Origin of the sequence: Methylomonas sp. MS20 (assembly GCF_050275925.1) — a bacterium.
GTDB classification, from domain to species: Bacteria; Pseudomonadota; Gammaproteobacteria; order Methylococcales; family Methylomonadaceae; genus Methylomonas; species Methylomonas koyamae_A.
Genome location: NZ_CP189962.1, coordinates 3,783,108 through 3,806,366, shown reverse-complemented (window position 1 = coordinate 3,806,366; position 23,259 = coordinate 3,783,108). Strand labels below are relative to the sequence as shown.

Annotated in this window: 24 protein-coding genes; 15 read left to right on the top strand and 9 right to left on the bottom strand. The window is 53.7% G+C overall.

Annotated elements, in window-relative coordinates; translation table 11 throughout:
* Positions 1-782: 782 nt before the first annotated feature.
* The 6 genes from ACQE3D_RS16965 to ACQE3D_RS16940 form a co-directional block, all read right to left on the bottom strand.
* On the bottom strand, positions 783-1,379 hold the full coding sequence (locus ACQE3D_RS16965; RefSeq protein WP_313728407.1) for an IS630 family transposase: 597 nt from the start codon (positions 1,377-1,379) through the stop codon (positions 783-785).
* Positions 1,298-1,759, bottom strand: a complete 462-nt coding sequence (locus ACQE3D_RS16960) for a helix-turn-helix domain-containing protein (protein ID WP_427550980.1) — start codon at positions 1,757-1,759, stop codon at positions 1,298-1,300. Before ACQE3D_RS16960 ends, ACQE3D_RS16965 begins: the two co-directional genes overlap by 82 nt.
* 77 nt (positions 1,760-1,836) lie before the next feature.
* Positions 1,837-2,820 carry a hypothetical protein gene (locus tag ACQE3D_RS16955; RefSeq protein WP_313729651.1) on the bottom strand — a complete coding sequence of 328 codons (984 nt, stop codon included), beginning with the start codon at positions 2,818-2,820 and terminating at the stop codon, positions 1,837-1,839.
* 333 nt (positions 2,821-3,153) lie between these two features.
* The gene (locus ACQE3D_RS16950; RefSeq protein ID WP_313729652.1) at positions 3,154-3,831 is read right to left on the bottom strand and encodes a hypothetical protein; all 678 of its coding nucleotides are present in this window, start codon (positions 3,829-3,831) and stop codon (positions 3,154-3,156) included.
* 9 nt (positions 3,832-3,840) lie between these two features.
* A complete protein-coding gene (locus ACQE3D_RS16945; protein WP_064031531.1) occupies positions 3,841-4,395 on the bottom strand; it encodes a cyclin-dependent kinase inhibitor 3 family protein in 555 nt (184 codons plus the stop codon).
* Between the two features lie 120 nt (positions 4,396-4,515).
* Entirely contained in the window at positions 4,516-4,959 is a 444-nt protein-coding gene (locus ACQE3D_RS16940; protein ID WP_313729653.1) for a cupin domain-containing protein, read from the bottom strand.
* A 309-nt stretch (positions 4,960-5,268) separates the two neighbouring features.
* Between ACQE3D_RS16940 and ACQE3D_RS16935 the strand changes: the two genes are divergently transcribed.
* Positions 5,269-5,910 (top strand): methyltransferase, encoded by a 642-nt coding sequence (locus ACQE3D_RS16935; RefSeq protein ID WP_313729654.1) that lies wholly within the window; start codon positions 5,269-5,271, stop codon positions 5,908-5,910.
* Positions 5,911-5,955: 45 nt separating this feature from the next.
* Here ACQE3D_RS16935 and ylqF read toward each other — a convergent pair whose 3' ends face one another.
* Complete coding sequence (gene ylqF, locus ACQE3D_RS16930; protein ID WP_313729655.1) at positions 5,956-6,873, bottom strand: ribosome biogenesis GTPase YlqF; 918 nt, start codon at positions 6,871-6,873, stop codon at positions 5,956-5,958.
* A 179-nt stretch (positions 6,874-7,052) separates the two neighbouring features.
* Between ylqF and gap the strand changes: the two genes are divergently transcribed.
* The gene (gene gap, locus ACQE3D_RS16925; protein ID WP_064031526.1) at positions 7,053-8,066 is read left to right on the top strand and encodes a type I glyceraldehyde-3-phosphate dehydrogenase; all 1,014 of its coding nucleotides are present in this window, start codon (positions 7,053-7,055) and stop codon (positions 8,064-8,066) included.
* Between the two features lie 9 nt (positions 8,067-8,075).
* Positions 8,076-9,521, top strand: a complete 1,446-nt coding sequence (gene pyk, locus ACQE3D_RS16920; protein ID WP_064031525.1) for a pyruvate kinase — start codon at positions 8,076-8,078, stop codon at positions 9,519-9,521.
* Between the two features lie 51 nt (positions 9,522-9,572).
* Here the strand turns inward: pyk and uvrD are convergent, their stop codons facing one another.
* The gene (gene uvrD, locus ACQE3D_RS16915) at positions 9,573-11,741 is read right to left on the bottom strand and encodes a DNA helicase II (RefSeq protein ID WP_281021001.1); all 2,169 of its coding nucleotides are present in this window, start codon (positions 11,739-11,741) and stop codon (positions 9,573-9,575) included.
* A gap of 103 nt (positions 11,742-11,844) precedes the next feature.
* Between uvrD and ACQE3D_RS16910 the strand changes: the two genes are divergently transcribed.
* A complete protein-coding gene (locus ACQE3D_RS16910) occupies positions 11,845-12,075 on the top strand; it encodes a YgaP family membrane protein (RefSeq protein ID WP_064031523.1) in 231 nt (76 codons plus the stop codon).
* Positions 12,076-12,117: 42 nt separating this feature from the next.
* On the opposite strand, the gene ACQE3D_RS16905 is transcribed toward ACQE3D_RS16910, so the two are convergent.
* Positions 12,118-12,549 carry an FxsA family protein gene (locus ACQE3D_RS16905; RefSeq protein WP_281020999.1) on the bottom strand — a complete coding sequence of 144 codons (432 nt, stop codon included), beginning with the start codon at positions 12,547-12,549 and terminating at the stop codon, positions 12,118-12,120.
* Between the two features lie 71 nt (positions 12,550-12,620).
* Here ACQE3D_RS16905 and cutA point away from each other — a divergent pair, with 71 nt between their 5' ends.
* The 11 genes from cutA to xrtD all read left to right on the top strand — a co-directional run bounded on the left by cutA (position 12,621) and on the right by xrtD (position 23,255).
* A complete protein-coding gene (cutA, locus tag ACQE3D_RS16900) occupies positions 12,621-12,938 on the top strand; it encodes a divalent-cation tolerance protein CutA (protein WP_064031522.1) in 318 nt (105 codons plus the stop codon).
* The gene (gene dsbD, locus ACQE3D_RS16895) at positions 12,920-15,145 is read left to right on the top strand and encodes a protein-disulfide reductase DsbD (RefSeq protein ID WP_313729656.1); all 2,226 of its coding nucleotides are present in this window, start codon (positions 12,920-12,922) and stop codon (positions 15,143-15,145) included. The genes cutA and dsbD overlap by 19 nt, the downstream gene beginning before the upstream one ends.
* On the top strand, positions 15,142-15,672 hold the full coding sequence (locus ACQE3D_RS16890) for a TlpA family protein disulfide reductase (RefSeq protein ID WP_313729657.1): 531 nt from the start codon (positions 15,142-15,144) through the stop codon (positions 15,670-15,672). Before dsbD ends, ACQE3D_RS16890 begins: the two co-directional genes overlap by 4 nt.
* A gap of 113 nt (positions 15,673-15,785) precedes the next feature.
* Positions 15,786-16,247, top strand: a complete 462-nt coding sequence (gene aroQ, locus ACQE3D_RS16885) for a type II 3-dehydroquinate dehydratase (protein WP_168032506.1) — start codon at positions 15,786-15,788, stop codon at positions 16,245-16,247.
* On the top strand, positions 16,237-16,683 hold the full coding sequence (gene accB, locus ACQE3D_RS16880; protein WP_168032507.1) for an acetyl-CoA carboxylase biotin carboxyl carrier protein: 447 nt from the start codon (positions 16,237-16,239) through the stop codon (positions 16,681-16,683). The genes aroQ and accB overlap by 11 nt, the downstream gene beginning before the upstream one ends.
* Positions 16,684-16,701: 18 nt before the next feature.
* Positions 16,702-18,045: an acetyl-CoA carboxylase biotin carboxylase subunit gene (gene accC / locus ACQE3D_RS16875; protein ID WP_064031517.1), complete on the top strand. Its 1,344-nt coding sequence runs from the start codon at positions 16,702-16,704 to the stop codon at positions 18,043-18,045.
* A gap of 63 nt (positions 18,046-18,108) precedes the next feature.
* The gene (prmA, locus tag ACQE3D_RS16870; RefSeq protein WP_071155498.1) at positions 18,109-18,993 is read left to right on the top strand and encodes a 50S ribosomal protein L11 methyltransferase; all 885 of its coding nucleotides are present in this window, start codon (positions 18,109-18,111) and stop codon (positions 18,991-18,993) included.
* 3 nt (positions 18,994-18,996) lie between these two features.
* Complete coding sequence (locus ACQE3D_RS16865) at positions 18,997-19,638, top strand: DUF3426 domain-containing protein (RefSeq protein WP_313729658.1); 642 nt, start codon at positions 18,997-18,999, stop codon at positions 19,636-19,638.
* A 6-nt stretch (positions 19,639-19,644) separates the two neighbouring features.
* Complete coding sequence (locus tag ACQE3D_RS16860; protein ID WP_071155502.1) at positions 19,645-20,841, top strand: class I SAM-dependent rRNA methyltransferase; 1,197 nt, start codon at positions 19,645-19,647, stop codon at positions 20,839-20,841.
* Positions 20,842-21,024: 183 nt separating this feature from the next.
* Positions 21,025-21,552: a hypothetical protein gene (locus tag ACQE3D_RS16855; RefSeq protein WP_313729659.1), complete on the top strand. Its 528-nt coding sequence runs from the start codon at positions 21,025-21,027 to the stop codon at positions 21,550-21,552.
* Between the two features lie 104 nt (positions 21,553-21,656).
* Complete coding sequence (xrtD, locus tag ACQE3D_RS16850; RefSeq protein ID WP_427551011.1) at positions 21,657-23,255, top strand: VPLPA-CTERM-specific exosortase XrtD; 1,599 nt, start codon at positions 21,657-21,659, stop codon at positions 23,253-23,255.
* Positions 23,256-23,259: the final 4 nt, after the last annotated feature.

Here is a 23,259-nt window from a genome sequence, read left to right as displayed (position 1 = left end):
CCCGAATGAAGTCGATCACTCCCTGGGCGGAGCCGGTCGTTCCCTGAGCGGAGCCGAAGGGAACTAAAGCGTCTAAAGCCAGAAACACTAGTTCCCGCCCTTTGACTGAACGCATCCGCATTGGCGATAAAAACCTGGCAAATCGTTGTTGGATTTAGCCGTTACCGCAAACACAACCAGCGCGCGGCATTGCCAAATTCGGGGTCTTGGAAAATAACAACCGCCGCACCGTTTGCGACTCGCGCGGTTTGTAATCTCTCCGAACGCCATGCTGGCCAACTTATTCGAGCGGAGATTTTTTCTACGCGTTAGAGTTGTTACGATGAGTCGAGGAGGAGTTGGTGGGCGGTTACCGACCCAGAAGCGACATTCGGATATGGATTTAAACATCCTAATATCGGTCATTTACAAAGTAACGCTATCTATTCAATGCTGAAAGCGGATCAGTACAATATTGACTTCTAATGTTAACAAAGCCGCCATGTGTTGGCCGGGGTAATAAGTATTTTCATTCGAAGCTAAATGCCAGAGGTAACCCGATAACCATTAAGATAGACCAACCGGTATAAAGTGGAAGATATTTAGTAACAGTATTGAGCAATCGTTCTGATGAGCATTGCTGCCTGATTTGCGCAATGTAATCCCTCAGAATAAAGATTAAATGCCAAAATATGAGTATATTAGCGCCAGTTACAGATACGCGATTGGGAGTTACACCATATTCCGCCCACCTGAAAAGTATTGCGGAAAGTGCGTAAGTATTGATTACGAGTGTTAAGCTCTTAGCAAAAAGTTAGCGTGTATTGTGAGCCAAACCCTCGGCCAATTTCGTCAATAGCCTGCTCAAGCTCATCCGGCATAAATGTTTTGAATGGCAGCCATTCATATTTCATTTTATGCCACAGCAATTCAATCCGATTCAACTCAGGGCTATAGGGCGGCAGGAAATAAAATCGAATACCTTTCTCTTCCAGCAAATCCCAATACGGCTTCAGTTTTTTGGCCGTATGAATGGACGCATTATCTAAAATCACCACCAATGGCTTGCTGACGCGTTGGACCAATGCCATCAGAAAGCCAAAAAACCACAGACCATTGACGCTTTGCCACAGCTTAGTCAGCATTAATCGACCCGATGAAAGCAAAGCGCCAATGACGTTCATCCGCTGCGCGCGTTTAGCGGTAATGGCATGAACTTCTCCGCTTTTGGTCCAAGCCGAACGATTCGGTGGTTGTGGTGCAAATCCGGCCTCATCCACATAGGCCAATTCGATTTCGCCGGCTTGCGCTTGCTGAATCAGTGCGGCAATGTCGTGTTGGGCCCGCTCGAAGCGCTCGGGATCACGCTTTTTTTTAAACTGTAACGGGTGCGCTTCCATACATAGCCCATCCGTTTTAACTCGTTCCGCAAGGTGCTGGCGCTAATCGTCACGTCGCATTCCGTCGTTAGACGACTGACCAATGCCCGGCAGTTTAAAGGTTCCGCATCGATCCATTCTTTGAGCCGGCATCGATGCGCGTCAGTCAATTTACTTGGTGCACCACTGCGGGGTTGATCCGGTAAACTGTTCAGCCCATTTCTCCACCACTTCCGCCGCCGCTCCCGTATAGCTTCCGGTTTCACGCCTTGCTGTTCTGCAATCGCAATGACTGTCTGGCCATTGGCTAACATCAAAATGGTCTGTGCCCGCTCCCGTTCTCGCCAATCGCTCCCTTTTTTGATAATTTGCTGGAGCTGCTCTCGTTCGCTTTCGTTCAATTCTATTGCTCTTGCCCGCATTCTGTCGCTACCACCACACCTGAAATCTCGCTATTTTAATGCATGGTGATTTGTTGTTAAGCGCTTACCGTAACTAAACAAATATTTACGAAATCGATTATACGTCGGTTATCCATCGAGTCTTTTCCTGACACCGAATAAACTGTAATCGCCAGAACAACAAGCAAAAGCCCATTAATTGTGATCAGAAAATCTCGGTCGGAATACGGACTTTTCCCTTGGGCAATGATTGCCAGCAAGTACACACAAATCGTTACAAGAACCAATGGCGAAAAAATGTTAGCGATGGTGGTTGCCAAGCGACTCCCTCTTCCCAATACAACATCGTAAAGATAAGTCGCAACAACGGGTGATGCAACCAAGCCGAAGACAACAACGTAGTTCAGATACCATTGCTCCATTCCAATATGGATCAGCGAGAATAGTGCAAAAGTCAGAAAGGTAAGAACCATTCCACCCAGCAAAATTACGGATGCGTAAATCAGCACCTCACCGAGGTAAGCCACAAATAAAACCTTTGATCTGTTGGAATGCCAATCACTACCCATGAAAGTCAATGCTAACAATGACAATAAAACTAGAGGCATATGGATCAGCGACATTTTTATCGATGCCGATCCTTTTATATCTGGTAGAAATAACAATACAATTATACAAACCAGAATCCCTAATATAGGAACAGCCTTGTTTTGATTCGGCTCCGAAGATAAGAAGTAGCTTATTAATGACCCAATCAAGATGACAGGAACGAATCGTGCCAGATACCAATCCGCATCTATGAATGGGAGAGCATGTAGTTTTACCAAAGAACCTGCGAGAATAGAGATGAGGAAAACGTAAAACTTTTTCGTTCCCGACTTATCCGAAGATGGATATTCCGAATAAGCTACGCGAGCATTCCAAACTCGTAGAGTTTCGGATTCGGGATATTGCTCCGTTGCTTCGACTAACCAAGCTATGAATTCAGTTGGTTTGGTCTGATATAGATTCTCAAGAGTGTTCGGATTGCCGAGAGCACGAATGATTTCGTTCGTCTGCATGGGAAAAATATCTAACGATTGTTTATATGGTTTCTGTATATCATCACTTACCGCAGTAATCTAGGCATTTTTTACGAATTTTAACTGTTTATTTTTCTGGATGGGTAGCTACATACCTTCTTAATACGCGACTGACCGTTCTTGGGATAATTACTTTATTCCGGGCTAATCTCTCGCCATAAAGCAGCCGGTTGCGACAGGCAGAAATTGGCCGATTTCTGACCCAGGATGCCTTCCTCTATTTCAGTAATTCCGCTAATCGGACCTTTTTACACCGGGCTTAGAAATTGCTCCGATTACGCCGTCTCCGCTAGATATTCCGGTATCCCTGAGTTATTCATTCCAGGCGATACGCCGAGCCATATCGGCTTTGCGGGCGAGCATCTTGTCGGCTAGCGCTGGCGAACCGCCGCTGGCTAAGACGACCTGACGAATCTCATCGTCCGGAATGCGAACGACGACCAGGATGGCTTGTTCGATTTGTTCAGATGTCATCTCGGCGAACAGCTTGACGGCGTGAGGGTTGGCGTCGTCGCGGCGCAAGACGTCCAGCTCGTCAACGCGGATACCGAACGCCTTGCCCTTGGGGTCGCCCTGGGCGCGGAAGGCCAGGGCGCCGCCGACGTCCAGCGTCAGGACTTGGCCGCCGGCAACGCCTTGGTTATCGCCGTTGAAGCCGGCGGCGTCCCAGTTGGCGGTCCAGGCGTGCACGCCGAACCATTGCCGCGCTTGTTCGCGCTCGCGGTCGGTGAAATGGGCCAGGCATTTCTTTTCCAGTGTGACCCATTCGGTCGCTATTTGGTCTGGCGCCGAGGTGCTTACGTAGCGTAGGGTCGGTGCGCCAGCCAGTTGGTAGAGCTGGGCGGCGAGCCATTCGTTGCGGGCGTGGGCGGCCGATTCTAGCGTCTTCACGTAATAGCGTTGGCCGTTACCCTCTTGAAAAACGCCGGCCGGATTGCTGCCCAGTTGTCCGCCTACCCGTGAAAGTTTGGCGGTATCGAGGGCAGTCATGTCGGCGGGTTAGGGAATCGGCTGGGTGCGGCGGACCAGCGCCAGTTGCGCCGGGGTTTCGATGGCGCCCTTGCGCGCGTGGCGCACCGCATGAATTGCTGCTTCCGGGTTCATGCCTAGTTCCACCAGTAGCCGCGCGGCGATCATGCCGGCCCGGCCCAGGCCACCCTTGCAATGTACCAGCAAGTCTTCACCCTTACGTAAGCGCCGGCGGATGTCGGCGCCTTGGGTTAGCCATTGTTGCTCGAAAGCGTGGGTGGGAACCGAATAGTCGGCGATCGGCAAATGCAGCCACTCGATGCCGCGTCTACGAATTTCGTGGCCGAGTTGCGGAACCTTAAGCGCGGTCAGTTCCGCCGGTTCCACCAGGGTTAATATCAGTTTGGCGCCCCAGGCGGCGATGGCATCCAAATCGACGCCGAGATCGCGCTCCCAGACGCCGGTGTGGGCAAAGCGGTCGTGCTTGCCGGGGCAAAAGGTGATGCCGATCCGTCCGTGCGACGGGCTGGCGCGCACTTCGGCAATTTGCAGCGGGTGGGTGTGGCTGGTCCGCGTTCCGGCCATGGCGTTAATCTCGGCGGTGTTGGAAATTCGCGCGAGTCTAGCACGAAGGCCGCTTGAGCAGTGCCGAATCGTAATGGCCGCGCGAAGATCGCCCGGCCTCGGGAGCTGGTGGCAGGGTGCTTATCCATCGGTTAACGCTGGTTGCGCATTGTGCAAAGCGATGAAGTCCGCCATTGCCAGCGTGCCGATCACGTTGGCGTCGTCGTCGAGGATTTCGTAGAGCACGCCGCTACCGCGTATGCTGAACAACAGTACCACGTCGATGTCGCCGCCGCCTTCCCGGTGCGGCTCGTCGCTGGCGGGGCTGACGGTGTAGCGGCCGGTCGGCCGGATTTCCTTCAAGCTGCCGTCGGCGTGGTATAGGCGATGCTCGCCTTGAATGACGAAAATGTAATTCGGCGCCTTGTGGCGATGCAACACGATTTGTTGGCCGGCGGCGAATTTAAAGAGCACATCGATAATCTGGGCTTCGCTATCGATGTGCAGAATGAAATAGTGCAAGTGGTCGAAGCCGGCCAGGGTTTGCCAGCGGATACGGCTGTCGTCGAATAAATGGGTGTTCATTGGGATGTTCTCGAATAGGGGTTGAAGGAGATCGTCCGGCCGGCGTGCGGTCGAGACCCGCGGAGTTTAAGGGGCTAGCGGCGCGCGGTAAGCCGAGATTTGCCCGAAATTGCCGGGCAAATTGCCCGCAGTCGATTGGCGCCCGACGCGAGCGGCGCGGGAGGTGGCGGAGGTGTTTCGATTCGGGGCTCGAGGCGGAACGGCGAGTAGGTTCGGGTTTGAGCTGGCGCCGGGAATTGCGGTAGCATGCCCAAGTAATCGACAGTCTCCTTCAACTACCCAATTTTGCCGCCTATGAATCCGTTGGATATGAGCATCGAAGCTCGCAAACAAGAGCTTTCCCACTACTTGGACAAACAGCCGTACATCACCGAGTTGGACGGCATTACCTTGAAAATCGCCAAAAACGTGTTTCCGTCCGATTTCGGACTGACTAGCTCGTTTTTCGGCAATTTCATGCAGCGGCAGCCGCCCGCCGAAACGGCGTTGGACATGGGCTGCGGTAGCGGCTATTTCGCGTTTTTATTGAAAAAGATGGGTTGCGAGAACGTGTTGGGTGTGGATTTTAATCGGGACGCGGTGCTGTGTACCTTGGAAAATACCCGCTTGAATCCCAATCTGGCGCCTATCGATTTCCTGCACAGCGATTTATTCGCCGACGTGCCGCACCGGCTGTTCGACCTGATCGTATTCAATTTCAATTATTACCCGTGCGACGGCACTTTTGGCCTGAACGAGGACGGTGGCCGCGAGATATTGAAACGGTTTTTTCATCAAGTGAAGGACTACATTAGCGAACATACCCGCATCTATATTCCCTATTCGCAATTCGTCGGCGAGGAACACGATCCGAAACACATCGCCCCGGAATTCGGTTTTTCGGTGACATTGGAGGAAAGCACCGTTAATCATGCCGGCGAGCATTATATTTATAAGGTGATGAAGGCCTAGCTGGATCGAGCCGCTCGAGTTTCCGCTGGCGCGGGGCCTAGCGGCCTATTGCGGTCGGTTGCCGCGCCGCTTCGCCGCTTGCTTGGCGGCTTTTTCTTCCCGCAATGCGGCGACGTCCAGTAGTTCGCGCTCGATCATGTCCGGGGTTTCCAGGCTGATGCGGCCCAGCGTGCCGGCTCGGAGTTCGGTCAACAGCAGTTTGGCGGCCTTGTCCAGTTCCACGATGCCACCGCTACGTAGGCAGCCGCGTTTGGCGCCGATCGCTTGCAGCACGGCCAGCGCTTCGCCCGGCAGTGGTTCCAACCGGTAGCGGGTTTTCAGTTGCTCGGGATATGCCTGGGTCAGGTACTCCAACGCATAGAGGGCGATGTCGTCGTGCTGGAAGGCGGTGTCCTTGATCGCGCCGGTCACGGCCAAGCGGTAACCGCCGTGGCGGTTTTCGACATTGGGCCATAACACGCCCGGCGTGTCGGACAGCACCAAGTTGTTGCTCAGGTTGATGCGTTGTTGGCGCTTGGTGACGGCAGGTTCGTTGCCGGTCTTGGCAATGACGCGGCCGGCCAGGATATTGATGATCGTCGATTTGCCGACGTTGGGGATGCCCATGATCATGGTCCGCAGGACTTTGCCGGCGGCCAGTTTGTCGGCCAGCATTTTGTGGCACAGATCGACGATTTGCCTGACTTTGTCGGTTTGCTGGCTGGTGAGGGCCAGGGTTTTGACGCCTTGTTCGCGTTCCAGGTAGTCCTGCCAAAGTTTGGTGACCTCGGGATCGGCCAGATCGGTCTTATTGAGGATGCGTATAGTCGGTTTGTCGTCGCGCAGCCGGGCTAGCATCGGATTCTGGCTACTGTAGGGAATGCGGGCGTCGAGAATTTCGATCAATAGGTCGATGTCGGGCAGGGCTTCCTTGATCTCTTTGCTGGCCTTATGCATGTGGCCGGGGTACCACTGGATATTCATGGTTGGGTCTTATTTGCGGAATCGGCGCCCATTGTAACGCAAGCCAACGCCGGTTCCGGCTTTGCCGCGCGGTTGCGCGGTAGACGTTGTTTGTCGGGGTTTGCTACAATCAGCGCTATTTTTAGTGCTTTCCGCACATCTTGAAGTTAGTCCTTCACACTCATCCCGGAGAAAACTCTATGGCAATTAAAGTTGCAATTAACGGTTACGGTCGTATCGGTCGCAATGTCTTGCGCGCGTTGTACGAATCTGGTCGCACCAACGAGATTCAAATCGTCGCGATCAACGATTTGGGCGATTCCAAAACCAATGCACACTTGACCAAGTACGATACCGTGCACGGTAAATTCCCGTTCGATGTTTCCGTCGATGGTGATTACATTGTGGTCAACGGCGATCGCATCCGGGTTCTGGCGGAACGCGATCCGGCTAAATTGCCTTGGGCCGAGTTGGGTATCGACGTCGTGCACGAGTGTACCGGTTTTTTCACCAGCAAAGCCAAAGCGTCCGCCCACCTCTCCGCCGGCGCCAAAAAAGTCATTATTTCCGCGCCGGGCGGTAACGATGTCGATGCGACCGTTGTTTACGGCGTTAACCACACCAGCTTGAAAGCGAGCGATACCGTCATTTCCAACGCTTCTTGCACCACCAACTGCTTGGCGCCGCTGGTGAAACCGCTGATGGATACCATCGGCGTCGATCATGGCTTGATGACCACGATTCATTCCTATACCAACGACCAAGTACTGACCGACGTGTATCACAGCGACTTGCATCGCGCGCGTTCCGCCACCCAATCGATGATTCCGACCAAAACCGGTGCCGCCGCCGCTGTTGGCTTGGTGTTGCCGGAAATGAAAGGCAAGTTGGACGGTTTCGCGATGCGGGTTCCGACCATCAACGTCTCGGTGGTCGATTTGTGCTTCCAGGCGTCTCGCAATACCACCAAGGAAGAAATCGACGGCATTTTGCGCGAAGCGGCCAACGGTTCCTTGAAAGGTATTTTGGCGATCAACGACGAGCCTTTGGTGTCTTCCGACTTCAACCACAATCCGCATTCCTCGATTTACGAAGCGGGTCTGACCAAAGTCACCGGCGGAAACTTCGTCAAAGTACTGTCCTGGTACGACAACGAATGGGGCTTCTCTAACCGGATGCTGGACACCACCGTCGCTTTGTACAACGCCAAATAAAGGGAATACATGCAGTTACGTAGAACAAAAATCCTGGCGACGCTGGGACCCGCCACGGACAAACCCGGCGTGCTTGAAGATTTGTTCAAGGCAGGCATCGATGTTGTCCGTTTAAATTTCTCGCACGGTTCGGCGCAAGATCACATTGATCGCGCCAACCGGGTTCGCGAGTTGAGCAAAAAAAGCGGTCGCCGGGTCGGCATTTTGGCCGACTTGCAAGGCCCTAAAATCCGTATCGAGCGCTTCAAGGAAAACAAAGTTTGGCTGGAAGAAGGCCAGGACTTTGCGCTGGACATCAACCTCGGCAAACTGGACGGCGACAACACCCAGGTCGGCATCAGCTACGAGCCGCTGGCTCGGGAAGTCAAGCCGGGCACGCGCTTGCTGCTGGATGACGGTCGGGTGGTGCTGGACGTCGTGAATGTCGTGGACAACGCCCGGGTGAATACCAAGGTCGTCGTCGGCGGCGATCTATCCAACAACAAGGGCATCAACTTGTTGGGCGGCGGTTTGTCGGCTGCGGCATTGACCGACAAAGACAAGGAAGACATCAAGACCATCGCGATCATCCAGGCCGATTACGTGGCGATTTCCTTTCCGCGTACCGCCGACGACATGCACGAAGCGCGTGCCTTGCTGTTGGCCGCCGGCTCTACCGCGGGCTTGGTGGCCAAGGTCGAGCGCGCAGAAGCCATGGAGGTCATCGACGAAATCATCATGGCCTCGGATGTGATCATGGTGGCCCGAGGCGACTTGGGTGTGGAGATCGGCGACGCCAATCTGCCGGCGGCACAAAAGCATTTGATCAAACGTTCTCGCGAATTGAACCGGGCGGTGATCACGGCGACTCAGATGATGGAGTCGATGATCGAAAACCCGATTCCGACACGCGCCGAGGTTTTCGACGTTGCGAATGCGATCGTCGACGGAACCGATGCGATCATGTTGTCGGCGGAAACCGCATCCGGCAAACATCCGGTCAAAACGGTCGAAGCGATGGTGCGCATCTGCATGGAAACCGAGAAGCAGCCTGCGGTGATCAAGTCCAAGCATCGGATGACCGATAGCTTTGATCATGTGGACGAAGCGATTGCGATGTCGGCGATGTACATGGCCAACCACACCAAGATCAGCGGGATCGCCTCGTTGACCGAAACCGGCTCGACGCCGTTGTGGATGTCGCGGATCAGCTCGGGCATTCCGATCTACGCGTTCAGTAGTCACGAGAAAACCTTGGGCCGGGTTACTCTGTATCGCGGTGTGTTCCCGATTCCGTTCACGCACGAAAAAATGGCGAACGCGGAGGTCAACCGTTACATCATCGAAAAATTAAGAAATCGTGGTTTAGTTGCCGACGGCGATTCTTTCATCATCACCAAGGGCGATGCCACCGGTCATAGCGGCGGTACCAACTCGTTGAAAGTCATTACCGTGCACGAAGATTTCGCCGGTTAATCGACGTTACTGCTTAAGCCGCCGTCCGAGAGTTTTCGGACGGCGGCTTTTTTATGCCTTGTCCAATTTGGCATAAGCCAACATCAGCCATTTGATGCCGGCGTTGCGGAAATTGATCTGTACCTTTTCTTGGTCGCCGCTGCCCTCGGTTTGCAACACCACGCCTTCGCCGAATTTCTCGTGCCTGACCGCCTGACCCAGCCGAAAACTGGCGTTCTGATCGACCATCGAGCCTAGCGTGGCCGGACTGGATGAGGCTGGGCGGGTGACGTTGGCGCGCAGGCGAATTTCGGTCAGGGCTTCCGGGGGGATTTCCCGAAGAAAGCGCGACGGTCTCGGATAGCTGTCCTTGCCATATAAGCGGCGCGACTCGGCATAGGTCAGGTAAAGTTGTTGCATCGCGCGGGTGATGCCGACATAACACAGCCGGCGTTCTTCCTGCAAACGGCCGGGTTCGTCAACCGCTTGCTGCGACGGAAACAGACCTTCCTCCATGCCGACCAGAAAGACCAGTTTGAATTCCAAGCCCTTGGCGGAATGTAAAGTCATTAATTGCACGCAGTCCTGGTCGGCTTCTCCCTGCATTTCGCCGGCTTCCAGCGCGGCATGCGCCAGGAACATATCCAGTTCCGACAGGTTTTCGGCGTTTTCACTGTCGTAATCGAACAGCTTGGCGGCGTTGACCAGCTCTTCCAGGTTTTCGACCCTGGCTTCGCCCTTGTCCTGTTTTTCTTTTTTATACAGTTCGATCAGGCCGCTGGCCTCGACGACGTATTTGACGGTCTCGTAGAGGTTCATGCCGTCGGTCGCCAGGGCTATGGCCTCGATCAGATTCATGAAGCCTTGCAGGGCATTGGCGGCACGGGCGCTCAGTTGCTTTTCGCCCAGCATGCACTCGGCGGCTCGCCAAAGCGAAACGCCGCGTTCCCGCGCCAGAATACGCATGTCGTCCAGCGTTTTCGCGCCGATGCCGCGCGTCGGCGTGTTGACTACTCGCTCGAATGAGGCTTCGTCGTCCCTATTGCTGGACAGGCGTAAATAGGCCAGAGCGTTCTTGATTTCCATCCGTTCGAAGAAGCGCAAGCCGCCGTAGACCCGGTAGGGCACGGCCGTGGTCATTAAGCGCTCCTCGAATTGTCGGGATTGGGCGTTGGAGCGGTAAAGAATAGCGACTTCGCTACGCAGGCCGCCGTCGCGTACCCATTGTCTGATTTTTTCGACGACAAAATAGGCTTCGTCCTGTTCGTTGAAAGCCGCGTAAACCCCTATTGCGTGGCCGTCGCCGGCCGCCGTCCACAGCTCCTTGCCCATCCGGTTTTCGTTGTTGGCGATCAACACATTGGCGGCCTTGAGAATGTGGCCGGTGGAGCGATAGTTCTGCTCCAGTCTGACGATGCCGTGTTCCGGATAATGTTTTTGGAAGGCGAAAATGTTTTCGATCTTGGCGCCGCGCCAGCCGTAGATGGATTGGTCGTCGTCGCCAACGACGAACAGATTGTTGTTGCCTTCGGTCAGCAGGCGTAGCCAAGCATACTGGATCGTGTTGGTATCTTGGAACTCGTCGACGTGGACTTGCCGGAAGCGCTCGCGGTAAAAGGCCAGCAAGTCTTCGTTGTCGCGCAACAGTTCGTGGGCGCGCAGCAGCAGCTCGGCGAAGTCGACCAAGCCGGAGCGGTCGCAGAGTTCTTCGTAGGCCAGATAGATGCGTTGCATTTGCCGGTGGTAAAAGTCGTCGGCTTGCGACATGTGGCGGGCGCGGATGCCCTCGTCCTTTTGGGCGTTGATGAACCATTGCACTTGCTTGGCCGGCCACTTGCTGTCGTCCAGCTCCAGGCTTTTTAGCAAACGTTTGACGATGCGCAATTGGTCGTCGCTGTCCATGACCTGAAAGGTGTCTGGCAATTTGGCTTGCTTGGCGTGTTGGCGTAGCAGGCGGTGAGCCAGGCCGTGAAAGGTGCCTATCCACATCGAGCGCGCCGAGGTATTCAGCAATTCCTCGATGCGGTGGCGCATTTCATTGGCGGCTTTGTTGGTAAACGTGACGGCCAGGATGTGATAGGGCGATATGTGGTTGATTTGTACGTGCCAAGCGATGCGGTGTACCAACACTCGGGTTTTGCCGCTGCCGGCTCCCGCCAGGACCAGCATGGCCTGCATCGGCGCGGAAACGGCCAGGCGCTGATCGTCGTTCAGCGGCGCGATTATCGTTGAGACGTCCATTTTAATAACTTGCAGAATTTGGGGAGCTGTGTATATTTGCGAGCTCTTGAGGGAAAGCCTTGCGTCAGGACTAACAATAAATACTACACAGAGAGGATTGGAGATGAGCTTCGATTATAAACGTTTGATCAAGTTTGAACACAATATCGGCGACAAAGATAAGAAAGTCCGCATGGTTTCCGGCATCGTACTGGTGTTTGTTTCCCTGTTTACCGCCAGCATCCTGATGTTATTGGTCGGCGGCGTTCTGATCGCGACCAGTTATTTCGGCTGGTGTCCCGCCTATTCCGGCTTCGATAAAAACACATTGAACCAAAACGCCGACAGCCAATAATATTGTTCCGGCGGCCGATGGCGAGAGCCCTGGGTCGCCGGCTTAGTCCTGTTTTTTGTATTCGCCGTCAATGACCACCCGCTGAGCACCGGCGGTGGAACTACCCGCCATCGGTACCAAATAGCGTTCCAACACGTATTGAGCAATTTTTCGGCGCAATCCAGGCACCAAGCAGGCGAAGCCGATCGCGTCGGTGAAAAAGCCCGGTGTCAGCAACAGTGCGCCGCCAACCAATAAAATCGGACCTTCAATCATTTCATAAGCCGGAATCTCGCCTTGCCGCAATGCCGCTTGAAAGCGTTGCCAGGTGGCGAACCCCTGCGTACGCAGCAACCAAGTCCCCAGTGCGGCGGTAAAAATCACCAGAAATATCGTCGGCAAGACGCCGATGATGCCGCCGACCATCAATAGCAGATAAATTTCCACGAACGGGACGATCAAAATGGCGGCTAACAGAAAGGGCAAGGGTTTCATGGCGGTCTCGATCAGCGAAAAAACCAGCAATACTAAAAGCATATCCGGCGGATTTCCAGGATAATATCGATATGCCATTGTTAATCTTTTGTACTTGCCCGGATGCCGACATCGCCGAGCATCTGGCGCGCGAACTGGTTGCCGCTAAATTGGCGGCTTGCGTCAACATCTTGCCGGGCGTTCGCTCGGTGTACGCATGGCAGGGTGCCATCGAATCGGCCGGGGAACATTTACTGCTGATTAAAAGTCATCGCGAACGCTACGCCGAATTGGAGGCTTTGCTGAAGCAACTGCATCCCTATGACGTGCCCGAAATTATCGCGCTGCCGATCGAACGCGGTTCGGCGGATTATTTACATTGGATGAATTCATGCCTTGCTATCGATTGATCTCGCTGTTTTTGCTGTTCGGGTTTTTTACTCACGCGGTGGCCTTGGACAGTCAGGATTTTTTGCCTCCCGACCAAGCCTTTCGTTTGACTGTCGCCGCCAGCGATACGGAGCATGTCGCACTGAACTGGCGGATTGCCGACGGCTATCATTTGTACCGCGACAAAATTAAGATTCAGTCGCGGACCGAGTCAATCTCCCTCGCTACGGTGCCATTACCGACCGGCGCGGAAGAGCATGACGCGACACTCGGCGATGTCGTGGTCTATCGGGACAATCTGGACGTCAAACTGCCGTTGATCAACGGCACGCACGAGCGGCAGTTGAAGTTGTTGGTCAAATATCAAGGTTGCGCGGATGTCGGGGTGTGTTATCCGCCGCAGAAAGTGGTGCTGGATATCGACTTGCCGGTTGCGACTGTCGGGGCCTCGGCGACCGGTGGCTTAAATCAATTCGTGCAAGGTCTGAAAGGTCTGACGCCGGGATTGTTTTCCAGCGAATTATTGCCGCCGGAGCAAGCCTTTCAGTTTTTTGCCGAGGCGGTGGGCGCCAACGTGCTACGGGTGAATTGGCGGATTGCCGACGGTTATTATTTGTACAAGGATAAGCTGGCCGTGCAACTTAAAACGCCGGCCCACTCCGCCTTGACGCCGTTGCAATTGCCGGAAGGCGAGGCGTACCACGACGAGGAATTCGGGCAGGTGCAAATTTACCGACGGAATGTCAGTGTGGATATCCCGCTGACGCGAGACAATCGTGCCGCCGAGACCTTGCAAGTACTGGCCAAGTTTCAAGGTTGCGCCGATCGCGGCGTCTGCTATCCGCCTATGCAACAAGTCGTCGAGGTGGCGTTGCCGGAAGCCGCCGAATCGGCCGAGCTTTCTGCCGTTGTCGCGTCAACGCCGCCGGTGGTGTCGGAGCAGGATCGTATCGTCGATGCCCTGCGCCGCGACAGTCTGCCGCTGACTTGGCTGAGTTTCTTCGGTTTTGGTCTATTGCTGGCCTTTACCCCTTGCGTATTTCCGATGATTCCGATTTTGTCCGGCATTATTGTCGGTCATGGCGACATCGGTACACGCAAGGCGTTCTTGCTGTCGTTGAGCTATGTTTTGGCGTCGGCGACGATGTACACCGTCTTCGGTGTGTTGGCGGCCCAGTTCGGCAGCAATTTGCAGGTAATTTTTCAGCAGCCCTGGGTGATTGCGGTATTCGCCGGTTTGTTTGTGTTGCTGTCGTTGTCGATGTTCGGTTTTTACAACCTGGAAGTGCCGAAAGCGTTGCAGGAACGCTTGCATCGCTCTAGCGACCGCCATCGAGACGGTTCGTATTGGGGCGCGGCGATCATGGGGGCTTTGTCGTCGCTGGTGGTCGGCCCGTGCGTTGCCGCACCGTTGGCGGCTGCGTTGATCTATATCGGTCAGACCGGCGATGTCTGGCTGGGCGGGTCGGCGTTGTTCGCGATGGGTTTGGGCATGGGAATGCCGCTGTTGCTGCTGGGGGCATCCGCGGGCCGCTTGTTGCCCAAGGCCGGGGCCTGGCTGAATACGACCAAAAGCGTGTTTGGCGTGTTAATGCTGGCGGTGGCGGTTTGGATGTTGGCGCGGGTGATTCCAGCCCAAGCGTCGATGTTTTTGTATGCAATGCTGTTGGTCATTCCCGCGATCTTCTTGAACGCCATCGACCCGTTGCCCGATTCGGCGTCGGGTTGGCGCAAGTTGTGGAAGGGCGTCGGCATCATTTTGTTGGTGTTGGGCATCTTGGAGTTAATCGGGTTGAGCGCCGGTAACACTAATCCCCTCCAGCCGATGCGGGGCGTATTTGCGGGCGGTAGGGCAGAAGCCGCGTCCAAGCCGCTGTTCGAACGGGTTAAGACGCTGGCCGAACTTGAGCAGCGTATCCAGCAAGCGGCGTCGGCCGGCAAGTCTGTCATGCTGGATTTCTATGCCGAGTGGTGCATTTCCTGCAAGGAAATGGAAGCCTATACCTTTGCGGATTCGGCTGTGAAACAAACGTTGGCCGGTTTCGTGTTACTGCAAGCGGATGTGACCGACAATAGCGATGCCGATCAGGCTTTGCTGAAACGCTTCGACTTGATCGGGCCGCCCGGCATTATATTTTTCGGAGCCGACGGTCGCGAGAAAGCTGATCGCCGAGTGATCGGATATCAAGATGCCGAGACTTTTTTACAAACATTGAAAGGCTTATGACCCGAAAATTCGCGATGGTGTCGGTTGGAATTCTAATCGGGCTTCTGGCCTTGGGCGGCGGTTGGTATTTCCGCTCGGTTCAGCCTGGGGCCGAAGCCGAGGTTCCCCTGGCGGCCGATTTCACGTTGCCGGATTTGGATGACAAGCCGCAAGCCCTCCGTCAATGGCGCGGCGATATTGTCATCGTCAACTTTTGGGCGACTTGGTGTCCGCCCTGCTTAAAGGAGATGACGGAATTCGTCAAAATTCAGCAGGAATTTGGCGGTCGCGGCGTGCGTTTTGTCGGTGTCGCGATCGAAGACAAGCCGCCGGTACTCGAGTACTTGCAGCGCCGGCCGGTCAACTATCCAATTTTAATCGGCGGCGATAACGGTATCGCGCTGGCTCATCAACTCGGTAACGTGATTAATACCGTGCCGTTCACGGTTATCATCGACAGACAAGGCCGGATCGTGCATCGTCAGCTCGGCGAATTGACTCGAACCCAAGCGCTGGAAGTGCTGGAAGGAATGCTGTCGAAAAAATAAGCGATTTGTCCGGAAAATGTCGTGTTAATGGATATAAATCAGTTTATCTGGACAAAAACACACAAATTAGGCAGAATTCCCGCCTATTCGATCAACCTTCGTTTTCACTTTGCATGGCGATCATCACCGTTCTAAACGGACCCAATTTGAACCTGTTAGGTGTCCGGGAACCGGGAATTTACGGCAAGCAAACCTTGAGCGACATACATGAAAAACTCGATCGGTTGGCCTCCGAGTTGGGCCATGAGTTGGATTTCATGCAGAGCAATGCCGAACACGAACTGATCGACCATATTCATCAGGCATACCAGCGCGGCGTTGACTTTATATTGATCAATCCGGCCGCTTTTACCCATACTAGCGTGGCAATCCGCGATGCCTTGTTAGCCACCAAGATTGCCTTCATCGAAGTGCATTTGTCCAATGTGCATGCCCGCGAGCCGTTCCGGAGTCACTCTTACTTTTCCGATATCGCCGTCGGTGTGATTTGCGGATTGGGAGCGCACGGTTACGAATTGGCTTTGCAAGCCGCCCATCAGATTTTATTAACGAGAACTCAGAACAATGGATATTAGAAAAATAAAAAAATTGATCGATCTTATCGAAGAATCCGATATTGCTGAGATAGAAATTAGCGAGGGCGAGGAGTCGGTACGCATCAGCCGTTATTCTTCATCGGCACCGGCACCGGTGTTTACCCAAGCTCCGGCTCCGGTAGCCGCCGCGCCTGCAGCCGCATCGGCGCCGGTTTCTGCTCCGGTCGAGGAAAAAGTGAGCGGCCATGTCGTCAAATCGCCGATGGTCGGTACCTTTTATCGCTCCGCGTCGCCGGGCTCCGCGGCCTTTGTCGAGCTCGGACAAACTGTCAGCGTTGGCCAAACGCTTTGCATCATCGAGGCGATGAAAATCCTCAATCAGATTGAAGCGGACAAGAGCGGCAAGATTAAGCAAATTCTGGTTGAAAACGCCCATCCGGTCGAATACGGCCAACCTTTGTTCATTATTGAATAACGGACTATAGGGGGGGCTATGTTCGAAAAAATAGTTATCGCCAATCGCGGCGAGATCGCATTGCGCATCTTGAGAGCTTGTCGAGAGCTGGGCGTCAAAACCGTGGCGGTGTATTCCGAAGCCGACCGCGATCTGAAACACGTTCGCTTGGCCGACGAAGCGGTCTGTATCGGTCCCGCCGCGTCGTCGGCAAGCTATCTGAATATCCCGGCCATCATTAGCGCGGCGGAGGTGACCGATGCCGAGGCGATACATCCGGGTTACGGTTTTTTATCGGAAAATGCCGATTTTTCCGAGAAAGTCAGTCAGAGTGGTTTTGTGTTCATAGGCCCTAAACCGGATACCATTCGGATGATGGGCGACAAGATCTCCGCGAAAAAAGCGATGCAGGCAGCCGGGATTCCCTGCGTGCCGGGCAACGGGGATCCGTTGGGAGACGATGACGACACCAACCTGAAAATGGCCAGGGAAATCGGCTATCCGGTGATCATCAAGGCGGCGGGCGGTGGCGGCGGACGCGGCATGCGTACCGTGCATACCGAGAGCGCGTTGTTGAACGCCATCAACCTGACCAAAGCCGAAGCTGGGACCGCATTTGGCAACAGTACGGTGTATATGGAAAAATTCCTGGAAGATCCTCGGCATATCGAATTTCAGGTTTTGGCCGATTCCCATGGCAACGCCATACATCTGGGCGAGCGCGACTGTTCGATGCAGCGCCGTCACCAGAAAGTGGTGGAGGAAGCGCCCGCGCCGGGTATTACGCCGGAGCAGCGCAAACAGATGGGTGAACGTTGCGCATTGGCGTGTCGTGAGATCGGTTATTTGGGTGCCGGCACTTTCGAATTCCTATACGAAAAAGGCGAGTTTTACTTTATCGAGATGAATACGCGGGTTCAAGTCGAGCACCCTGTGACCGAAATGATCACCGGCTTCGATATCGTTAAGGAACAACTGCGGATCGCGGCCGGTGAGAAACTTTCGATTACTCAGGAACAGGTCGTGTTTACCGGCCATGCGATCGAATGCCGCTTGAATGCCGAGGATCCCAAGACTTTTATGCCTTGTCCTGGCGTGATAGAACAATTCCATATGCCGGGTGGCCCGGGGATACGTTGCGAAACGCATATTTACAACGGTTATAAAGTGCCGCCGTATTACGATTCCATGATAGGGAAGTTGATCGCTCACGGCGACGATAGAGCTAGTGCCATTGCCCGAATGAAGACCGCGCTCAGCGAAATGGTGATTGACGGTATTAAAACCAATATTCCGTTGCAGCAGAGTATCATGGCGGACGCGGCATTTGCGCAAGGGTGCCAGAACATCCATTATCTGGAAAAGAAACTGGGTATCCATTAAACCGCTTTCCGGTCTGTTATCGCTTGACGATGACAGGCCGGAAGCTCCTGCTTCGACGTCTTTATGGCCTGGCATCAAATTTCCGTCGTGACCGACGAAGTCACCGCACCCGAAGTATCCGACTTCTTCAGCGAGTTGGGCGCTGTTTCAGTGACTTACAGCGACGCCGAAGACGAGCCAGTTTACGAACCAGCCATCGATCAAACTAAAATATGGACTCGTACCCGAGTGACCGGTCTGTTTGAGTTGGACACCGATCCGGACATCGTCCATACCTTGACGTTTAACCAGTTTGTCGGGCGGCCGCTACAGGAATGGGTAGCGGAAGTGTTGCAAGATCAGGTTTGGGAGCGGGCCTGGATGGAGCATTTTCAACCGATGAAGTTCGGTGAACGCTTGTGGGTTTGTCCTAGCGGCCAGGAACGGAGCGAATCCGGCTCGGTGTGTATGACGCTGGATCCCGGCTTGGCCTTCGGTACCGGTACGCATCCGACCACGGCATTGTGTCTCGAATGGTTGGCCACGCATTCGGTCGAAGCCATGGATTTGATCGATTACGGTTGTGGATCGGGGATTTTGGCGGTTGCCGGATTGTTGTTGGGAGGTAAGTACGCTCACGCCGTCGATATCGATCCGCAAGCACTGGAAGCGAGTCGCTACAATGCCGAGAAAAATACTGTCCAAGCCAGAATCAATTATTATTTGCCCGAGCAGTTTTCCGGCGTTATCGGCGATGTGGTCGTCGCCAATATATTGGCGAAACCGCTGATCGAACTGGCGCCGTTACTGACAAGCCTAGTTCGGCCGGGCGGAGTGCTGATCTTGTCTGGGATTTTGAATGAACAGGCGGAGGCGGTAGCCGAAGCCTATCGGCAGCAAGGATTGGAGGTTGGGATGCCGATTAGCAAAGACGATTGGTGTAGGCTGGATGCCCGCAAAGTCGGGTGATGCATGTTCGTCCGCTGCCCGCATTGCCAGTTTAGTCAAGCGATCAGTATCGATGAATTAAGAAATTGCTGGGACCTGCTGGTTTGTAGCGGGTGTGGCCGCTGTTTCGACGCGTTACCGCGGCTGAGTGCAGTCGCTTCGGATGGCGGCGCGGGCATTGGGTCGGAGCGGTTTTCCGAAGTGACTGCGGGGCGGAGCGGGTCTCCTAGCTTTTGGGGCTATGCTGCTTTGGCAATGTTGGTCTTGTTGATTGGGCAAATGTTCTATTTCGAAGGCGCCGCCTTGAGCAATCGGCCCTCGATTCGTAGTATTTTGGCGGCCGTATGTTCGGCAGTGCATTGTCAGCTGCCCGCATATCGAAACCTTAAGGCAATGACTTTTCGTCAATTGAATTTGCAAGCCGGGGCGGACCGCAGTTATTTGCTCAGCGGGGCTCTTTCCAATCATGGGCTCTTTCCGCAAGCGGTGCCAAATTTACGGTTGACGTTGACCGATTTATCCGGAAACGTGATCGCGGAGCGGGTGTTCTGGGCCGAACAATATTTCGAGTCGGGGATGTTGTATCCGGATCAGACCAAGCCGTTTCGTTTACAGTTTGCCGCGCCAACGACATCCGTCGCTGGTTATGCATTAAATTTACTTTGACTCTGCATGACTTACCCGCAACTTTTTCTAAAAAAGCACGAAGACAAGCGCCTGCGGCAAGGCCACCTTTGGGTGTTTAGTAATGAAATCGACAGCCAAAAATCACCAATGGACGGCTTCGCGGCCGGCGATTTGGTTTGCGTGGTCGATCATGCGGGCAATGCTTTGGGTACAGCCTATTTGAATCCGAATGCCTTGATTTGCGCTCGGCTACTCACTCGGAAAGCCAATGTCAAAATCGGCGAGAAATTTTTTAGGCAACGCTTGCGGCAGGCATTGACATTGCGCGAACGTCTGTTCGATCAACCTTATTACCGGTTAGTGTTCGGCGAAAGCGACGGATTGCCCGGTTTGGTGATCGATCGCTACGGTTCGGTTTTATCGGTTCAAATCACCACGGTGGGTATGGAATGTCACATCGAGCTTTTGGTCAAGCTGTTGGTTGAATTTTTGGCCCCGGAAGCAGTCCTGCTGAAGAACGACACGGGGCAACGGGAGTTGGAAGGATTGAACACGGAAGCGCGGCTAGCTTTTGGGGTGCTGCCCGACCGGTTGGAAATTGTCGAGAACGGTACCCGCTTCTTGATCGATGTGGCGGCCGGGCAAAAGACCGGTTGGTTTTACGATCATCGCAATGCCAGGGCGCGCTTCGCCTCGCTAGTCAAAGGCGCCAGAGTGCTGGATTTGTTCAGTTACGCCGGCGGTTGGGGAATCCAGGCCGCTGTGGCCGGCGCCGCCGAGGTGTGTTGCGTCGATAGCTCGGACTCTGCCCTGACTTTGGCGGCCGCCAGTGCGGGCTTGAACGGAGTTGCCGATAAGATGGGCTTTGTCCGAAGCGATGTTTTCGAATTTCTCAAGCAAGCTCGGGAAGGACGGCGGCACTACGACGCCATCGTCCTGGATCCGCCGGCGTTGATCAAGCGCAAAAAAGATTTCAAGTCCGGTTACGAGGCCTACCGCCGGCTGAACCATCTGGCGTTGCAAGTGTTGGAAGCCGACGGCATTCTGGTATCCGCTTCTTGCTCTCACCATTTGAGCCGGGATAATCTACACGAGATTCTGAGGTCTTCGGCCAGGCATATTGATCGACATTTGGTGTTTTTCGGTGAGGATGGCCAGGGAAGCGACCACCCAATACATCCGGCCGTTCCGGAAACAGAATATCTAAAAACGTTTTTTTGCGCTGTTTCGCCGAGTCTTTGAGTTAGCGATGCCATCAGCGAAGCCTAACCCGTGCGCCTTGTGCGGCCAACCGGTAAAGGTTGGCGGTTTTAAACTGCTGACCGGAGATGGGCTGAAACGGTTTTGCTGCGAGGGTTGTCGCAGTATTTTCCAATTGCTCAATGCCGAGCAAACCATAACAACAATACCCGAGGAGAAACTTAGATGAAAGCCTGCCAATCCTGCGCGGAGCGCGTCAACATCGGATGCCGTCACCAGCAAATGCCTGTTATTTCCAGAGCGATTGGTTTGCTATTCATTTATCTGCCGATTTTGACGCTCCCATTTGTGATTCTCAGTGCCTACCTGACCTACTGGAGTTTAAAACTGGTCGGCGCCGAAAACGTGAAATCTTGGAGTGACTTTTTGCCGGAGCGGGCCAGTCATCGTTATAACTTAAAAAACCAAATTACAATGGATGGGTCGTTTAAGTTCAGCCTGGCCCAGTCCAAATTGTTTTGGATCTTGAATTGCACTTGGTATTGCCCTTACAGCGTTGCGCTGTTCGAATGGCACGCCTACATGGTCAAAGTCGTCGAAAATTGGTGGTGCCCGTTCACCCACGATCGCAAAAACGGATACACGAACGGTGCGATCGATCAATCGTTTTGGCATATTTATCCGGAAGAAAAGGCGAAATTGCACGAAGACGATAAAAACAATCCCATTTTTTCAGAGACTGCGGAAGATTAATCCGGATGTCATCCGCGATTCACGTTGAGCTGGGAAAATGGTGGATGTTCAGCTGGACGCCCTGACGGACGGTGGCTTTTTTAATTTTTGGAATTTCAAACGGAATGAATACGGAAACAAATAAACCAATATTGGTCTGGGCGTTATGGGGCGGAGCTCTTCTATTGCTGGGTTTGGCGTTTCGCGGCAGTATCGACGAAATGATGACAACTTGGACGAAAAGGGAGGAATACAGTCATGGATTTTTTATCCCCTGTATTTCCGCTTATCTGTTATGGATTCGCCGGCATGAGCTGACCTGGGTTGGCGAAGTTCGGCAGTCCCTAGCGGGATTGGGTTTGTTGGTCATCGCTTTATTGCTGTTGGTACTCGGCGGCCTGGCTACCGTGAAAACCCTGGAACAGTACGGGTTGATTCTGGCCTTGTTCGCAATTTTTACGGCGGCATTCGGAACACAGGGCTTACGCACCGGCGCGGTGCCGCTGTTGTTCTTAATCTTCATGGTGCCGTTTCCGGACTTCATCCTGAACAATTTGTCTTCTAAATTGCAATTGATCTCGTCCTGGCTCGGCGTGGAATTTATCCGTGCCTGCGACATCATGGTGTATTTAGAAGGAAACGTTATCGATCTAGGGGTCTATAAGCTACAAGTGGTTGATGCTTGTAGCGGCTTGCGCTATCTGTTTCCGCTGGCTAGTTTGGCGTTTTTATGCGCCTATCTCTTTAAGGGGCCGTTTTGGCAAAAATTGCTGATCTTTTTGTCATCCATGCCGCTGACCATTTTTATGAACAGTTTTCGCATCGGTGTTATTGGCGTGCTAGTCGATAACTGGGGGACTGATATGGCCGAGGGTTTTTTGCATGATTTCGAAGGTTGGGCTGTGTTTCTGTTGTGTATGGTGCTGCTGTTCGTCGAAATGTGGGTCTTTAGCCGAATTAGTGGTCGTCGCCTGTCGATGAACGAGTTGGTGCAAATCCCTGAAGAATGGGGGCGGGCCGAATCTCGAATGCCGCCCGCAGTGCTAAATATCTCAGTCTACGCAGTGCTATGCTTAGTAGTTTTAGGAGGGCTCGCTTCGGAGAAGTTCAAGGGTAGGGAGGATATTATCCCTCAGCGTAAAGCTTTTCTGCATTTCCCGACGCAATTAGGCGACTGGCGCGGACATAATGACTATTTGACTCAATATTACCTGAACGAATTGAAGTTAACGGATTACGTCATCGTTAACTTTGTTCAACAAGGCACCCATAATTCAATCAACTTTTATAGTGCCTATTATCAATCGCAACGTAAAGGCGCGGTTGTGCATTCGCCGCGCAGTTGTATCCCGGGCGACGGTTGGCAGATCGTTAGTTTTGAACAGCGCGAATTTCCGGAAATGCGGATAGGCGATGATTCCATCAAGCTCAGCCGCGCGATCATTCAAAAAGGCGATAGTCGCCAATTGGTCTATTTTTGGTTTCATCAACGAGGCCGGCAGGTCACTAACGAGTTTCTGGTCAAATGGTATTTGTTTTACGATGCGATTACGTTAAATCGCACCGATGGGGCGCTGATTCGTCTGGTCACTCCGGTCGATAAAGTCGAGGATATCTCGTTCGCGGACAGGCGCTTGCAGGATTTTATGAAGTCACTACTGCCGGTGTTGCCCGAGTACTTGCCGGGTAAAAATGTCGTTCCGATTGTTCGGTCGGCAGGTTAATATC

Excerpts from the sequence above, each read along its gene's own strand:
- ACQE3D_RS16965 (WP_313728407.1), bottom strand. The coding sequence starts at position 1,379 with ATGGAAGCGCACCCGTTACAGTTTAAAAAAAAGCGTGATCCCGAGCGC.
- ACQE3D_RS16955 (WP_313729651.1), bottom strand. The coding sequence starts at position 2,820 with ATGCAGACGAACGAAATCATTCGTGCTCTCGGCAATCCGAACACTCTT.
- ACQE3D_RS16950 (WP_313729652.1), bottom strand. The coding sequence starts at position 3,831 with ATGACTGCCCTCGATACCGCCAAACTTTCACGGGTAGGCGGACAACTG.
- ACQE3D_RS16945 (WP_064031531.1), bottom strand. The coding sequence starts at position 4,395 with ATGGCCGGAACGCGGACCAGCCACACCCACCCGCTGCAAATTGCCGAA.
- ACQE3D_RS16940 (WP_313729653.1), bottom strand. The coding sequence starts at position 4,959 with ATGAACACCCATTTATTCGACGACAGCCGTATCCGCTGGCAAACCCTG.
- ACQE3D_RS16935 (WP_313729654.1), top strand. The coding sequence starts at position 5,269 with ATGAGCATCGAAGCTCGCAAACAAGAGCTTTCCCACTACTTGGACAAA.
- ylqF (WP_313729655.1), bottom strand. The coding sequence starts at position 6,873 with ATGAATATCCAGTGGTACCCCGGCCACATGCATAAGGCCAGCAAAGAG.
- gap (WP_064031526.1), top strand. The coding sequence starts at position 7,053 with ATGGCAATTAAAGTTGCAATTAACGGTTACGGTCGTATCGGTCGCAAT.
- pyk (WP_064031525.1), top strand. The coding sequence starts at position 8,076 with ATGCAGTTACGTAGAACAAAAATCCTGGCGACGCTGGGACCCGCCACG.
- uvrD (WP_281021001.1), bottom strand. The coding sequence starts at position 11,741 with ATGGACGTCTCAACGATAATCGCGCCGCTGAACGACGATCAGCGCCTG.
- ACQE3D_RS16910 (WP_064031523.1), top strand. The coding sequence starts at position 11,845 with ATGAGCTTCGATTATAAACGTTTGATCAAGTTTGAACACAATATCGGC.
- ACQE3D_RS16905 (WP_281020999.1), bottom strand. The coding sequence starts at position 12,549 with ATGAAACCCTTGCCCTTTCTGTTAGCCGCCATTTTGATCGTCCCGTTC.
- cutA (WP_064031522.1), top strand. The coding sequence starts at position 12,621 with ATGCCATTGTTAATCTTTTGTACTTGCCCGGATGCCGACATCGCCGAG.
- dsbD (WP_313729656.1), top strand. The coding sequence starts at position 12,920 with ATGCCTTGCTATCGATTGATCTCGCTGTTTTTGCTGTTCGGGTTTTTT.
- ACQE3D_RS16890 (WP_313729657.1), top strand. The coding sequence starts at position 15,142 with ATGACCCGAAAATTCGCGATGGTGTCGGTTGGAATTCTAATCGGGCTT.
- aroQ (WP_168032506.1), top strand. The coding sequence starts at position 15,786 with ATGGCGATCATCACCGTTCTAAACGGACCCAATTTGAACCTGTTAGGT.
- accB (WP_168032507.1), top strand. The coding sequence starts at position 16,237 with ATGGATATTAGAAAAATAAAAAAATTGATCGATCTTATCGAAGAATCC.
- accC (WP_064031517.1), top strand. The coding sequence starts at position 16,702 with ATGTTCGAAAAAATAGTTATCGCCAATCGCGGCGAGATCGCATTGCGC.
- prmA (WP_071155498.1), top strand. The coding sequence starts at position 18,109 with ATGGCCTGGCATCAAATTTCCGTCGTGACCGACGAAGTCACCGCACCC.
- ACQE3D_RS16865 (WP_313729658.1), top strand. The coding sequence starts at position 18,997 with ATGTTCGTCCGCTGCCCGCATTGCCAGTTTAGTCAAGCGATCAGTATC.
- ACQE3D_RS16860 (WP_071155502.1), top strand. The coding sequence starts at position 19,645 with ATGACTTACCCGCAACTTTTTCTAAAAAAGCACGAAGACAAGCGCCTG.
- ACQE3D_RS16855 (WP_313729659.1), top strand. The coding sequence starts at position 21,025 with ATGAAAGCCTGCCAATCCTGCGCGGAGCGCGTCAACATCGGATGCCGT.
- xrtD (WP_427551011.1), top strand. The coding sequence starts at position 21,657 with ATGAATACGGAAACAAATAAACCAATATTGGTCTGGGCGTTATGGGGC.